This window comes from Pantoea sp. IMH, assembly GCF_000599885.1.
GTDB lineage: Bacteria > Pseudomonadota > Gammaproteobacteria > Enterobacterales > Enterobacteriaceae > Erwinia.
Genome location: NZ_JFGT01000002.1, coordinates 856164 through 869909, shown reverse-complemented (window position 1 = coordinate 869909; position 13746 = coordinate 856164). Strand labels below are relative to the sequence as shown.

The window sequence follows — 13746 nt, the reverse complement described above, 5'->3', positions numbered from 1 at the left end:
ATAACCCACGCTTACCGATGTTTCCCGCGCCCGAGGCGCGGGATGCATTACGCTTTAACGACGCTCGATATGCTCAGGCCACCGGTCCGGATTGTGGCGATCAGGGCGCGGGGAACGGATAACGCTGGTGAATCGCCTCTAATGCCTGCATCACTTCACTGTCCAGCGTCAGGTTATAGCTGTCGATATTGGTCTGTAGCTGCGCCAGCGTGGTGGCGCCCAGCAGGGTGCTCGCCACAAAAGGCTGCTGACGGACAAAGGCGAGTGCCATCTGGCAGGGATCGATACCGTGCTGCTTAGCCAGCGCCACATATTCCGCGGTGGCCAGCTGCGCCTGCTCGCCGCTGTAGCGGGTAAAACGGCTGAACAGCGTATTGCGCGCCCCGGCGGGTTTCGCGCCATTCAGGTATTTTCCGCTCAGCGTGCCGAAGGCCAGACAGGAGTAAGCCAGCAGTTCCACGCCTTCATGCTGGCTGATTTCCGCCAGCCCGACCTCGAAACTGCGGTTAAGCAGGCTGTAGGGGTTCTGAATGCTGACCATGCGGGGAAGCTCATGTTTTTCCGCCAGTTGCAGATAGCGCATCACGCCCCACGGCGTTTCGTTCGAGACGCCGATATAGCGGATTTTTCCGGCCCGAACCTGCTCGTTCAGCGCTTCAAGCGTTTCCAGCAGGGTTACGGTGCTGGTCGCATCATTATATTGATAGTTCAGCTTGCCAAAATAGTTGGCGGGGCGTTGCGGCCAATGCAGCTGATAAAGGTCAAGATAGTCGGTATTCAGGCGCTTCAGGCTGGCATCCAGCGCTTCGCGGATGTTTTTGCGGTCCAGCGCCTGATTGGGACGGATGGTGGCGTCACTGCCTCTGCCCGGCCCGGACACCTTAGACGCCAGCACAATCTTGCCACGGTTGCCCCGTGACTTCAGCCAGCTGCCAACATACTTCTCAGTTAAGCCCTGGGTTTCCGGCCGCGGAGGCACCGGATACATCTCTGCGACATCAATCAGGTTTATGCCTGAACGCATCGCCAAATCTAACTGCGCATGGGCATCGGCTTCGCTGTTCTGCTCACCAAACGTCATGGTGCCCAGCCCCAGACGACTGACTTCCAGAGTGCTGTGGGGGATACGGTGATAGTGCATTTGCCGGCTTCCTTTTTTCATTATTAAACGTGGAACCTGAGCACCATGCATAACTTACCTGCCGTAACGTCGCGGCACATGCTCAGATCCGGCTATCGACTATAACCGCCGTAGGCAGCAGGGGGAAGGGGGGAATTATCGGGAAGTGCGTGCTTCGCCACCTGAGCAAAAAGGGCAGGTGGCGAAGGGCAATTTAGCGTTCAACGATGGAGGAAATTTCATCCCCATTGATTTGCAGTTCGTGTCCCGTTCCGTCGGTATATTTTACCAGGCCGGTTTCTTCATCAATTTCAGGTTTGCCCTGCGTCATAATCATTTTGCCTTCCTTAGTCGCCATGACGTAATCGCTGCTGCACCCGCTGACCAGCATACTCAGTGCCAGTGCCGCCGCGCCAAACATATATCTCATTCTCTGCTCCTGAAGATGGTTGCAATAGCCTAGTAATAACGTATTTAAGCCGCCAGCGTAACCTCATAACTCTGAAAACAGGCCGCAAGCACGCCACGCCATTGACATTTTTCGTAAAGTGATATTACAAGCGTAAAGCGCAGCGCCCGGCCTGGCTACTATCAGCCGCTACGCTTTTTACTTCGCCTGAGATTGAGGAACTCCACCGCCACAGAGAAGAACATGGCGAAACAGAGCCAGGCTTTGGGCACCTGCACATGAAAGCTTGCAAGGATTAACGTAAATCCCACCAGCATCAGAAATGAGAGTGCCACTATCTTGATAGTCGGGTGACGTTCAACGAATTCGCCGATGCGACGGGCGGCGTTTTGTTGATGTGCCGGCAGTCTGGCCATCACCAGCGTGAGGGAAAATAATATTATCCATACCGAGAACGATCTCCAGGCTAGACAGCGTTCCCAGCGCCAGCCAGGCATTGGGATCGGCTATCCAGTCAAACATAACTCCTGCGTCCTTAGAAAAAGCGAAAAAAGAACGCATCCTGTCGTTAAGCCGCTAAGTGCCTACAGTAAAAAATGGCGTGCCAGCAGGGGACCGGTGAAGCTCTTCTTAAGATAAAAGCCGCGCGGCAGCGTCATCACAGGCTGGCCGTTTTCGCCGATCCCTTCGGTCAGCGCACGACTGTTGGCGGCCTTGGGCCGGATTTGCAGCACTTCGCCATGACGGGCGGTGATCTGTCCGATCTGGCCCAGCACGATCATATCCATTAGCTCCTCCCAATCCCGGCGTAGCAGCTCCTCTTCTTCTTTACTGGGACTCCAGAGCAGCGGCGCACCCACCCGTCGCTGGGCCAGGGGGATCAGTCTGTCACCCTCCACCGGCACCCACAGAACGCGGGCCAGTTTGTGGCGAACGTGGCTGGTCTCCCACACCACGCCGCTATTGCCGGTCAGCGGGGCAACGCAGACGAAGGTGGTTTCCAGCGGGCGGCCCGTTGCATCAACCGGAATCGTTTTTAACTCCACGCCAATCTCAGCAAAGTCCTGTTCCGGCTTGCTGCCCGCACTGGCCCCCAGATAACGCTCAAGCAGCATGCCGACCCAGCCTTTGTCCCGTTTCAAATCGTTGGGTATCGGCAGATGGGCATGCAGCGCAAGCTCGCCCAGCGTATAGCCCGCAAGCTGGCTGGCCCGCTCAAGCAACTGCGTCTCGTTTTCCGGCGGCGGCACCGGAAGAAAGGACTGCGTCATAATCTTACCCACACTGTACAAAAATTAACCACACTTATCCCGCTCGCCTCACAGGCCGGAAATGTCGGGAATGAAGCGCAATAATAGCATGATAAATCATGCGTTTTTTTCATCGCGCCGTGAGACTTAGTTTAGCGGCTAAAGGTTATGCCCTGTTTGACACTGGCAATGAACAGGATCTTACACCCTGTTATCCACAGAAAAATGGGATAAGTGCTTTCGTTGCTGACCACTGGTTCGATTTACAGCCTTGACGCCGTGACTTTTCTGCCATTTTTGCTCTTAAGTGCGCAAGTAAACGGCATAAGCTGTGGATAAATTAGCGGGTGATGGATCTTTCGCCACCTGCGGATCTTCTGGAGATGACAGTCGTATGAAGGCGAAATAAATTCCCGGTATAACCCGATAAAAGTCATTCTTTATAAAGGGTTGAGTAATGCTGTACAGATGCGCCATCAGCGCGTTAAGAAAGTTTTCCCCATCTGTTAACCGGGTTCTGCACATAGCTATCCACAGAAAACGTGAATAAGATCGCGAAACTCGCCCCTCTTCTGTTTATAACTTTGACTTTAACTGTGAGTTATCCCGTAAGAAGCAAGCGAAAAGGGGATAAACCAGTGGTTTACCGTCTGTAAGGAGTGTGAAACAATCAGAACATCCAGATTTTTTAGTTTGAGGTAGTCCAGTGATCGATGATGATGGCTACCGCCCGAATGTTGGTATCGTAATTTGTAACAGGCAGGGACAGGTGCTGTGGGCCAGACGTTTTGGTCAACACTCCTGGCAATTTCCGCAGGGCGGGATTAATCCCGGGGAAACAGCGGAACAGGCCATGTACCGCGAACTCTTTGAGGAAGTTGGTTTGCACCGTAAGGATGTCCGCATCCTTGCCTCTACCCGAAACTGGTTACGATATAAATTGCCAAAACGTTTGGTGCGTTGGGACACAAAGCCGGTCTGTATCGGCCAGAAACAGAAGTGGTTTCTTCTGCAGTTAATGTGCAATGACGCAGATATCAATATGCAGACCAGCAGTACGCCGGAGTTTGACGGATGGCGCTGGGTCAGCTTCTGGTATCCGGTGCGCCAGGTCGTCTCCTTTAAACGTGACGTCTACCGCCGGGTAATGAAGGAGTTTGCCAGCGTGGTGATGCCGCTCCAGGAGAGTACCGTACAGCGAAATGCACCCTGGCGCCGGAAGCGAGGTTAAGCCATATAGATGATGCTCACACAGCTGCGCGAAATAGTGGAAAAAGTGGCCGGCGCCCCCCGGCTTACCGAAGCGCTCGATATCCTGGTCAATGAGATTTGCCTGGCGATGGATACCGAAGTCTGCTCGGTTTACCTCGCCGATCACGATCGCCGCTGCTATTACCTGATGGCGACGCGCGGGCTGAAAAAGCCGCGCGGGCGTACCGTCGCGCTGGCCTTTGACGAAGGGATCGTCGGGCTGGTGGGCCGTCTCGCGGAGCCGATTAACCTGGCCGATGCGCAGAGCCATCCCAGCTTCAAATATATTCCTTCCGTAAAAGAAGAGCGTTTCCGCTCGTTTCTCGGCGTGCCGATCATCAGCCGCCGCCAGCTGCTCGGTGTGCTGGTGGTGCAGCAGCGTGAGCATCGCCAGTTTGATGAAAGCGAAGAGTCTTTCCTGGTCACGCTCGCCACGCAGATGGCGGCTATCCTCTCCCAGTCCCAGCTTAACGCGCTGTTCGGGCAGTACCGGCAAACGCGCGTCAAAGCGATAGCGGCGGCACCCGGCGTTGCGGTGGCGCCCGGCTGGGTCGATGTCACCCAGCCTTCACTCGATACTATTTTTGCCGCCTCGACGCTCGATACCCAGCGCGAACGCGAACGTCTTTCGCTGGCGATGGATGAGGCCTCAAGCGAGTTCAGGCGGTACAGCAAACGTTTCAACGCCAGCGTGCATAAAGAGAGCGCGGCAATCTTCGACCTCTATTCCCACCTGCTCAGCGATGCCCGCCTGAAAAAAGATCTCTATGCCGAGATTGATGCCGGATCGGTGGCCGAGTGGGCGGTGAAGAAAGTCATAGAGAAATTTGCCGCCCAGTTTGCCAGCCTTCAGGACAGCTATCTGCGTGAACGCGCCGGCGATCTGCGCGTGCTGGGGCAGCGGCTGGTGTTCCATCTTGATGACACCATGCAGGGAACCAACGCCTGGCCGGAACGCTTCGTGCTGGTGGCGGATGAACTGACGGCCACGATCCTGGCCGAGCTGCCGCACGATCGTCTGGCTGGCGTGGTAGTCAGAGACGGCGCATCAAACTCTCACGCGGCAATCATGGTGCGGGCGATGGGCATCCCAACCGTGATGGGAGCGGATATTCAGCCTGAACTGCTGAATGGTCATCTGCTGATCGTGGATGGCTACCGCGGTGAACTGCTGGTCGATCCTGAGCCGCTGCTGGTGCAGGAATATCAGCGGCTGATCAGCGAAGAGAATGAGCTGAGCAAGCTGGCTGAGGATGTGGTGGAACGCCCGGCGCGGCTGAGCAGCGGCCAGACGGTGAAGGTGATGCTCAATGCCGGCCTGAGCGCCGAACATGAAAAAACCCTGGGAAACAAAGTCGATGGCGTCGGGCTGTATCGTACTGAAATCCCCTTTATGCTACAGAACGGCTTCCCTTCAGAAGAGGAGCAGGTCGCCCAGTATCAGGGGATGTTGCAGCTCTTTCTGGATAAGCCCGTCACGCTGCGTACGCTTGATATCGGCGCCGATAAGCAGCTTCCCTATATGCCTATCAGCGAAGAGAATCCCTGCCTTGGCTGGCGCGGCATTCGCCTGACGCTCGATCAGCCAGAGATCTTCCTCGTCCAGCTCAGGGCGATGCTCCGCGCTAACGTGGCCAGTAATAACCTCAGCATTCTCCTGCCGATGATCACCGGTATTGAGGAGATCGATGAGGCTAAACGGCTGATTGCTCGTGCCGCGCTGGAGGTGGAAGAGATGCTGGGATATGCCATTCCCAGGCCGCGTATTGGCGTGATGATTGAAGTGCCGTCGATGATCTTTATGATCGGCCATCTGGCGCAGCGGGTCGATTTTATCTCAGTGGGCACCAACGATCTGACGCAGTATCTGCTTGCGGTCGATCGCAACAATACGCGGGTGGCCAGCCTCTATGACAGCCTGCATCCTGCGGTGCTGCGCGCGCTGCAGATGATAGCGCAGGAAGCGGAGCGCGCGGGCGTTGAACTCTGCCTCTGCGGCGAAATGGCGGGCGATCCGATGTGCGTTCCTCTGCTTATTGGACTGGGATTCCACCATCTCAGCATGAATGGCCGCAACGTGGCGAGGGTAAAGTATTTACTCAATCGCCTCGACTGTGAAGAGGCGCAAAAGCTGGCGGAACAGAGTCTTGAGGCCAGACTGGCAGAGGATGTCCGGCAGCGGGTGGCGGCCTTTATGGAGCAGCGCGGGCTTGGCGGCCTGATTCGGGGAGGCCGCTGAGCCTCTTAATAAAGTTTACAGTTCCGGCAAACTTCGCAGATTTAGGCTGTGCTATCATGCGCGGCTTAATGCAGCGCCTCGCGCGCACTGGTTAACTCCTTGTCGCCTGCAAGTCAGGGCAGACTTAAAAAATGGTGAAAGATGACTAACGGCTATCTGGCTTTTCCTCAGTTTGACCCGGTAATTTTTTCCATCGGGCCGATCTCCCTGCACTGGTACGGCCTGATGTATCTGGTCGGTTTCCTTTTTGCCATGTGGCTCGCCGTGCGTCGTGCCAACAAACCTGGCAGCGGCTGGAAAAAAGAAGAGGTTGAAAATCTGCTCTATGCAGGCTTTCTCGGCGTTTTTCTCGGTGGCCGTATCGGCTACGTGCTGTTCTATAATTTCCCGCTGTTTCTGGATAATCCGCTCTATCTGTTCAAGGTCTGGGATGGCGGCATGTCATTCCACGGCGGTCTGATCGGGGTTATCTGCGTGATGCTCTGGTTCGCACGGCGCACCAAACGTCATTTCTTCCAGGTGGCCGATTTTATTGCGCCGCTGATCCCGTTCGGCCTGGGTGCCGGTCGCCTGGGGAATTTCATTAATGGTGAACTCTGGGGCCGCGTGGCGCCTGATGTCTCCTGGGCGATGCTCTTTCCGGGTTCGCGCGGCGAAGATGTTGCGCTGGTCGCCACCCATCCTGAATGGCAGTCACTGCTCGCCACCTATGGCGTGCTGCCGCGCCATCCGTCACAGCTTTATGAGCTGCTGCTGGAAGGGATCGTGCTGTTTATCATTCTGAATCTTTTTATCCGCAAAAAACGTCCGATGGGGGCCGTGTCCGGTCTGTTCCTGATTGGCTATGGCGCGTTCCGCATCATTGTGGAATTCTTCCGCCAGCCCGATGCGCAACTGGGCCTCTTCGATAACGCCATCAGCATGGGGCAGATCCTCTCTGTGCCCATGATTGTGGCGGGCGTCATTATGATGATTTGGGCCTACCGCCGCCGTCCGGTAGAGCCGCTTAGTGAGGGAAAATGAAACAGTATCTGGAATTAATGCAGAAAGTGCTTAGCGAGGGCACGCCGAAAAATGACCGCACCGGCACCGGCACGCTGTCGATTTTTGGCCATCAGATGCGTTTCAATCTGCAGGAAGGCTTTCCGCTGGTGACCACGAAAAAATGCCATCTGCGTTCGATTATTCATGAACTGCTGTGGTTTCTGAATGGTGACACCAATACCGCTTACCTGAAGGAAAACAAGGTCACTATCTGGGACGAATGGGCCGATGAAAATGGCGATCTCGGCCCGGTTTATGGCAAGCAGTGGCGCAGCTGGGGCGCACCGGACGGTCAGCAGATCGACCAGCTGGCAAAGGTTATTGAGCAGCTGAAAACCGATCCTGACTCGCGCCGTATCATCGTCTCTGCCTGGAATGTGGGCGAGCTTGATCAAATGGCATTAGCGCCTTGCCACGCTTTCTTCCAGTTCTATGTGGCGGACGGTAAGCTTTCCTGCCAGCTCTATCAGCGCTCCTGCGACGTTTTCCTTGGCCTGCCGTTCAATATCGCCAGCTACGCTTTGCTGGTTCATATGATGGCCCAGCAGTGCGATCTGGAAGTGGGGGATTTTGTCTGGACCGGCGGTGATACGCATCTTTACAGCAATCACCTTGAACAGACTCATCTTCAGCTGACGCGTGAACCTCGCTCGCTGCCAAAACTTGTTATCAAGCGCAAACCTGCCTCGCTTTTTGACTATCGTTTTGAAGATTTCGAGATTGAAGGTTACGATCCACACCCGCCGATTAAAGCGCCGGTGGCTATCTGACCGGTGTCGGGAGCGGAAAGCGTCCGCTCCCGCTTTTATGCCCTTAGGCATCTGTTCTGCTGCCAACCCCAAACCCCAAACCCCAAACCCCAAACCCCAAACCCCAAACCCCAAACCCCAAAACCAACGTCAACAGCCCACAGCCAGTCTCAGTTCAAATTTCAAATCGTCTGTGGCTAATGGCTATTTATCTCCAGGCACGATATGGCATTACCTGTTCCGCCATACGCTGTGCAGTTTCCTCCCTGCTCACCAGTTATGCATCGCGCCCTGGCCTGACATCCACCCTTAACACTGTGCTTTGCGAACCCGCTCGCAATGCTTTTGCCTGCCTGATTAAACAGGCCCTTTTTATCTGGAGGCTGTTCGCAACCGGCACTTTCACTGCTGGACGCTGTGCGGGCCACACGGGAGAGTAGCGCCATGAAAAAGATGCAGGGTTTTACGCTCGTGGAGTTACTTATCGTGATGGTGATAGCCGGTATTTTGTCTGTCTCTGCCGTTAGCGGCTGGCAGCGCTGGCAGCAGCAGCAGCGGCTGAATGACGTTGCCCGGCAGGTTCAGCTGTTCCTGCTGCGGCTAAGAAGTGAAGCAAACTGGCACAATGTGCCGCGCCTGTTGTGGTTACGCACGGATGCGGGAGGCTGCCTCGGCAGCGGGCCGGTTGACCGGGGGTGCGATCGCCGAAACCGGCTCTCTTTCCGTGTGCCTGAAGGCGGTATCACGCTGCGCTCGCTGACCCCGGACACCGGATTTTATGGTCGCCGCAGCGTGGCAAAACCGGGCCGGGTAGTGATTACCGGAGTAGCAGGTGAACGACACATCGTTATCTCTTCCCGCGGCAGAGTGCGGATTTGCCGGCCCGAAGAAGCGCTCTGTCAGTGAAGCAGGCCGGATTCAGCCTGGTAGAAACGCTCGTCGCCATGGCGATCGGTAGCATACTGATACTGGGTACGGCGCGTATGTTGCCGCAGATGCAGTATCATAACGTCCGAAGCCTGATGCGATTTCAACTTGTTGAAGAGATGCAGCAAATCATGAGCATACTGGAAAAATCGGTGCGGCGGGCAGGGTACTGTAACGGCACCTGTAACGGAGCTGGCCTCACGCTTCTGCGTACGGCGGCAACCTGTCTGCTGGTCAGGTGGGATGATAACAGTAACGGCAGATGGGAAGAGGCCGGTGAAAGCGAGCAATATGGTTTCCGCCTGCGAGAGGGAAATCTTGAGGCGCAGCGAGGCGTGGAAGATTGCCAGGGTGGCGGATGGGAAAAGCTTAACGACCCCTCGGTCATCGTGGTTGAGGACTTTCAGATCGTTCAGCAAGCGAAACAGTTCCGTCTGACGCTGAAAGGGAGTGCCCGGGCGTTTCCTCATTCTCCCGTTACGCTTGCGCGCTGGGTCACGGCGGTGAACCTGTGAGCCTCCATCAGCAGGGAAGCGGGGCGTTGACGGGCGTAATGATATTGCTGGCGATGTCAGCCGCGCTGTTACATGCCACTCGCGGGCAGCTTGATGCCTCGCTGGCGCTGGTTGCCGATGAGCGTCAGTTTATCCGGCAGTTTAACCTGGCGGAATCCGCGCTCGCCTGGGGAAAGCAGCTGGCGTGGTCAGGGCAGAACGCGGTCAGGGAGTGCAGAACGGAACGCGATTATGGCTGGCGAGCCTGCCTGGAGAGCATAACGGCGCAACGCGCGCTCCTGAGGGGTGACAGCGGTGCCGGGACGCTGGCTCATTATCAGTGGCTGGAAGTGAATGAAGAGACGAAAATCTGGCAAACTGCGCCCCATGGCTGGATCGATTTCTGTCCGCTTACATCCGCTGAAAGGTGTGATAAAGATGACTGAACAGCATGGCTTCAGCCTGCCGGAAATGCTGGTCGCGCTGCTGCTGTTTGCCACCGGTACGACGGCGATGATGCAATATCAGCTGGCGCTGGACAAAGGATTTCAGTTACACGCGGAGCAACGGGAAGCCTGGCGTCAGGCCTGGCAGTACCTTGATGCGCCTTTGTCGTCCGGCTGGCAGGGTACGCTGCGCGTGCAGCCCGGTCCGGCGGGATGTTCGCTGCTGGCGTCTCAGGTAACCGGGCCTGCGGGGCGAAGCGCGGGGCTGACACTGTTACGCTGCGCGCCTGCGGCGCAATAAAAGTGAAGGTTCGTTGTTTTGCAACAACGATGAGAGGGAGTAAAGTGTGCGCCAGCGCGGCACAACGCCAGAAGAAGGAGCAGACATGTTTACCGTATACCACTCAAACCAGCTGGACTTGTTGAAAACGCTGGCGGCCTGGCAGATAGAAAACCAGCCGCTGCGCGATCCCTTCCAGTCTGAGGTGGTGCTGGTACAAAGCCCCGGCATGGCGCAATGGCTGCAGATGTCTCTGGCGACGCAGTTTGGTATCGCCGCCAATATCGACTTTCCGCTGCCAGCAAGCTTTATCTGGGATATGTTTGTTCGCGTTTTGCCCGGCATTCCGAAGGAAAGCGCCTTCAATAAGGCCAGTATGAGCTGGAAGCTGATGGCCATTCTCCCGGAGATGCTGAAGCACCCTGAATTTGCCATGTTACAGCACTATCTCACCGATGATGGCGACGGCCGGAAACTCTTCCAACTGGCTTCCCGCGTAGCCGACCTGTATGACCAGTATCTGGTCTACCGTCCGGACTGGCTGAACGCCTGGGAAAGGGGCGACCGAATCGACGGGCTGGGTGAAGCGCAGCAGTGGCAGGCACCGCTCTGGGCCGCGCTGGTGGCGTACACCCATCGGCTGGGGCAACCGGAGTGGCACCGCGCCAATCTTTACGCCCGTTTTATTTCGACGCTGGAGAAGAGCACCACGCGTCCCCCCGGCCTGCCGGATCGCGTTTTTATCTGCGGCATTTCGGCGCTGCCTCCGGTCTATCTGCAGGCGCTTCAGGCGCTTGGCCGGCACATTGATATTCACCTGCTGTTCACCAATCCGTGCCGCCACTACTGGGGTGATATTCAGGATTATGCCTTTCTGGCAAAATTGCAGAACCGCCGTCGACAGCATTTTGAGCATAAGCGCGAAAGCACGCTGTTCCGTCAGGATGACGCCACCTCCCTGTTTAATGAGGCGGGCGAGCAGCAGCTCAGTAATCCGCTCCTTGCGTCATGGGGCAAGCTGGGCCGGGACAACCTCTTCTTGCTGTCACAGATGGAAAGTCGTGAAATCGATGCCTTTGTGGACATTGAACCGACAACGCTGCTGCAAAGCCTGCAGCGTGACCTGCTTGAGCTGGAAGATAACGCGGTGCTTGGTCTGAAGGCGGAAGAGTGGCAGAACAGCAGGCATAAACGCCTGCTCGATCCTGAGGACAGATCGGTCAGCCTGCATCTCTGCCACAGCCCGCAGCGTGAAGTGGAAGTGTTGCAGGATCGCCTGCTGGAGATTATGGAAAAGGATCCAGCCATCTCGCCACGCGATATTATCGTGATGGTGTCGGACATTGATGCCTATACGCCCTTTATTCAGGCCGTTTTCGGTAACGCGCCCGCTGAACGCTACCTCCCCTTTGCGATTTCCGATCGCCGCGCCAGCCAGGCTCATCCGGCGCTACAGGCCTTTCTCGCCCTGCTAAGCCTGCCGGACAGTCGCTTTCCCTGTGAAGAGGTGCTGGCGCTGCTGGAAGTCCCGGCGGTGGCGGAACGCTTTATGATTGATGAAGAAGGGCTCAAGCGACTGCGTTTCTGGGTGGGTGAAGCGGGCATCCGCTGGGGGCTGGATGATGAAACCGTCCGCAATCTGGAACTGCCGCCTACCGGGCAGCATACCTGGCATTTTGGTCTGACCCGCATGCTGCTGGGCTATGCCATGAACAGCGAGGCCGGTGACTGGCAGGGGGTGCTGCCCTACGACGAATCCAGCGGGTTGATAGCGGAGCTGACGGGGAATCTGGCTGACTTACTGATGCGGATGCGTCGCTGGCGTGAGCAGCTTTCTCTTCCCCGCCCTCTGGAGGAGTGGCTTCCGCTCTGCCGGGAACTGCTGCAGGACTTTTTTGCCGGCGATGCCGATACTGAGGTGGCGCTGGCGCTGATAGAAGAGCAGTGGCAGCAGACAATTAATTACGGTATGCAGTCGGGCTACCAGCAGGCGGTGCCGCTATCACTGTTACGTGACGAATTAACTGCCCGGCTGGATCAGGAGCGGATCAGCCAGCGCTTCCTGGCCGGACCTGTCAACTTCTGTACGCTGATGCCGATGCGCTCCATCCCTTTTAAAGTGGTATGTCTGCTGGGCATGAACGATGGCGTCTATCCGCGTACGCTGGCCCCGCTGGGGTTTGACCTGATGAGCCAGCAGCCGAAAAAAGGCGACAGAAGCCGCCGTGATGACGACCGTTATCTCTTTCTGGAAGCGCTTAATTCGGCACAGCAGCAGCTCTATATCAGCTATATCGGCCGGACAATTCAGGATAATTCGGAACGTTTCCCGTCAGTGCTGGTCAGTGAACTGGTGGAATACATCAGCCAGAGTTTCTGTCTGCCAGAGGATCGCGATCGCGACGTGGACAGCAGCGCCAAAGCGGTGGAAGCCCATCTGAAACATCTTCACAGCCGTACGCCGTTCGCGGCAGAGAACTTCACGCCGGAGGCGGAATACAGAAGCTACGCCGCGGAGTGGCTGCCTGCGGCGAAAGCCAGCGGCGTGGCGCATCCTCCTTTTATGCAGCCGCTGCCACCGCTGTCTGTCGGGGAGCTTAATCTGGAGCAGCTTACGAGTTTCTGGCGGCATCCGGTGCGGGCCTTCTTCAGCCAGCGCCTGGGCGTCAGCTTCCGGCTTGAAGAGACCGAGCTACCGGATGCAGAACCCTTTACCCTGGATAATCTCAGCCGCTACCAGGTCAATACGCTGCTGCTGAACACACTGATTGAGGGCGAGCCAGGCGAACCGCTTTATGCGCGCCAGCGGGCGGCGGGTAACCTGCCCTATGGCGCCTATGGCGAGCTGTTCTGGCAGGAGCAGCTTGAAGAAATGAGCGGGCTGGCTGAACGGGTGCGCGAACAGCGTCGGGAATCAACCAGCCGCGAAATTAATTTGCCCGTGGGCGGCATACAGCTCACGGGCTGGTTATCCCATATTCAGGAAGATGGCCTGCTGCGCTGGCGGCCTGGGCATCTTAACTACACTGACGGCCTGGCGTTATGGCTGGAACATCTGGTTTACTGCTCACTCGGCGGCAGAGGTAGCAGCAGGATGTATGGCCGTAAAGAGAGTCAGTGGTGTTTTCCTGCGCTTCCTGAAGAACAGGCTCTGGGCTGGCTTGAGCGTTATGTTTCTGGCTACCTGCAGGGAATGAGCGCGCCGCTGCTTCTGTTGCCGAAGACGGGCGGTGCCTGGCTTGATACCAGCTACGACGAAAAAAATGATGTGCTGCTGCGTGATGAAGGCACTCAGGCGAAAGCGCGGATAAAAATGATGCTCGCCTGGCAGGGAAATTATCAGATTGAGGGGGAGAGCAGCGATCCCTACCTGGCAAGGCTTTTCCGGACGCTGGATGAGGATTCTCTGCAGGAGATTAGCCGTAATGCCGAGGCCTGGCTGCTGCCGGTACTACAGATGAATGATAAATCTTCGGGTACCGGCTAGTCCGGTCTTCAGAGATGAGGCGCTCTCCGGGTCACGCAGGGACTAGGGAA

At 56.7% G+C, this 13746-nt stretch carries 12 protein-coding genes and 1 pseudogene; 9 read left to right on the top strand and 4 right to left on the bottom strand.

Annotated elements, in window-relative coordinates; translation table 11 throughout:
* Positions 1-100 precede the first annotated feature (100 nt).
* From EA20_RS0103990 to mutH, 4 genes and pseudogenes are all read right to left on the bottom strand, one after another.
* Entirely contained in the window at positions 101-1141 is a 1041-nt protein-coding gene (locus EA20_RS0103990) for an NADP(H)-dependent aldo-keto reductase (protein WP_024965604.1), read from the bottom strand.
* A 193-nt stretch (positions 1142-1334) separates the two neighbouring features.
* On the bottom strand, positions 1335-1550 hold the full coding sequence (locus EA20_RS0103985) for a YgdI/YgdR family lipoprotein (protein WP_024965603.1): 216 nt from the start codon (positions 1548-1550) through the stop codon (positions 1335-1337).
* Positions 1551-1711: 161 nt separating this feature from the next.
* Positions 1712-2051 (bottom strand): annotated as a pseudogene (locus EA20_RS0103980) (hypothetical protein).
* Positions 2052-2113: 62 nt separating this feature from the next.
* The gene (mutH, locus tag EA20_RS0103975; protein ID WP_024965601.1) at positions 2114-2800 is read right to left on the bottom strand and encodes a DNA mismatch repair endonuclease MutH; all 687 of its coding nucleotides are present in this window, start codon (positions 2798-2800) and stop codon (positions 2114-2116) included.
* A 685-nt stretch (positions 2801-3485) separates the two neighbouring features.
* Here mutH and rppH point away from each other — a divergent pair.
* From rppH to recC, 9 genes are all read left to right on the top strand, one after another.
* Entirely contained in the window at positions 3486-4010 is a 525-nt protein-coding gene (gene rppH / locus EA20_RS0103970; protein ID WP_024965600.1) for an RNA pyrophosphohydrolase, read from the top strand.
* A 12-nt stretch (positions 4011-4022) separates the two neighbouring features.
* The gene (gene ptsP / locus EA20_RS0103965; RefSeq protein WP_024965599.1) at positions 4023-6269 is read left to right on the top strand and encodes a phosphoenolpyruvate--protein phosphotransferase; all 2247 of its coding nucleotides are present in this window, start codon (positions 4023-4025) and stop codon (positions 6267-6269) included.
* A 141-nt stretch (positions 6270-6410) separates the two neighbouring features.
* Positions 6411-7292 carry a prolipoprotein diacylglyceryl transferase gene (lgt, locus tag EA20_RS0103960; protein WP_024965598.1) on the top strand — a complete coding sequence of 294 codons (882 nt, stop codon included), beginning with the start codon at positions 6411-6413 and terminating at the stop codon, positions 7290-7292.
* Complete coding sequence (gene thyA, locus EA20_RS0103955) at positions 7289-8083, top strand: thymidylate synthase (protein WP_024965597.1); 795 nt, start codon at positions 7289-7291, stop codon at positions 8081-8083. Before lgt ends, thyA begins: the two co-directional genes overlap by 4 nt.
* 423 nt (positions 8084-8506) lie before the next feature.
* Positions 8507-8968 carry a prepilin-type N-terminal cleavage/methylation domain-containing protein gene (locus tag EA20_RS0103950; protein WP_024965596.1) on the top strand — a complete coding sequence of 154 codons (462 nt, stop codon included), beginning with the start codon at positions 8507-8509 and terminating at the stop codon, positions 8966-8968.
* Entirely contained in the window at positions 8965-9504 is a 540-nt protein-coding gene (locus tag EA20_RS0103945) for a prepilin peptidase-dependent protein (protein ID WP_369699775.1), read from the top strand. The genes EA20_RS0103950 and EA20_RS0103945 overlap by 4 nt, the downstream gene beginning before the upstream one ends.
* Positions 9501-9929 (top strand): DUF2509 family protein, encoded by a 429-nt coding sequence (locus tag EA20_RS0103940; RefSeq protein ID WP_024965594.1) that lies wholly within the window; start codon positions 9501-9503, stop codon positions 9927-9929. Before EA20_RS0103945 ends, EA20_RS0103940 begins: the two co-directional genes overlap by 4 nt.
* Positions 9922-10230, top strand: coding sequence for a prepilin-type N-terminal cleavage/methylation domain-containing protein (locus EA20_RS0103935; protein ID WP_038381479.1), 309 nt, complete (start codon positions 9922-9924; stop codon positions 10228-10230). Before EA20_RS0103940 ends, EA20_RS0103935 begins: the two co-directional genes overlap by 8 nt.
* Before the next feature lie 85 nt (positions 10231-10315).
* The gene (gene recC / locus EA20_RS0103930; RefSeq protein WP_024965592.1) at positions 10316-13696 is read left to right on the top strand and encodes an exodeoxyribonuclease V subunit gamma; all 3381 of its coding nucleotides are present in this window, start codon (positions 10316-10318) and stop codon (positions 13694-13696) included.
* Positions 13697-13746 lie beyond the last annotated feature (50 nt).

Bases quoted from the DNA above. Each gene is read 5' to 3' on its own strand.
- EA20_RS0103990 (WP_024965604.1), bottom strand. From the start codon at position 1,141: ATGCACTATCACCGTATCCCCCACAGCACTCTGGAAGTCAGTCGTCTG.
- EA20_RS0103985 (WP_024965603.1), bottom strand. From the start codon at position 1,550: ATGAGATATATGTTTGGCGCGGCGGCACTGGCACTGAGTATGCTGGTC.
- mutH (WP_024965601.1), bottom strand. From the start codon at position 2,800: ATGACGCAGTCCTTTCTTCCGGTGCCGCCGCCGGAAAACGAGACGCAG.
- ptsP (WP_024965599.1), top strand. From the start codon at position 4,023: ATGCTCACACAGCTGCGCGAAATAGTGGAAAAAGTGGCCGGCGCCCCC.
- lgt (WP_024965598.1), top strand. From the start codon at position 6,411: ATGACTAACGGCTATCTGGCTTTTCCTCAGTTTGACCCGGTAATTTTT.
- thyA (WP_024965597.1), top strand. From the start codon at position 7,289: ATGAAACAGTATCTGGAATTAATGCAGAAAGTGCTTAGCGAGGGCACG.
- EA20_RS0103950 (WP_024965596.1), top strand. From the start codon at position 8,507: ATGAAAAAGATGCAGGGTTTTACGCTCGTGGAGTTACTTATCGTGATG.
- EA20_RS0103935 (WP_038381479.1), top strand. From the start codon at position 9,922: ATGACTGAACAGCATGGCTTCAGCCTGCCGGAAATGCTGGTCGCGCTG.
- recC (WP_024965592.1), top strand. From the start codon at position 10,316: ATGTTTACCGTATACCACTCAAACCAGCTGGACTTGTTGAAAACGCTG.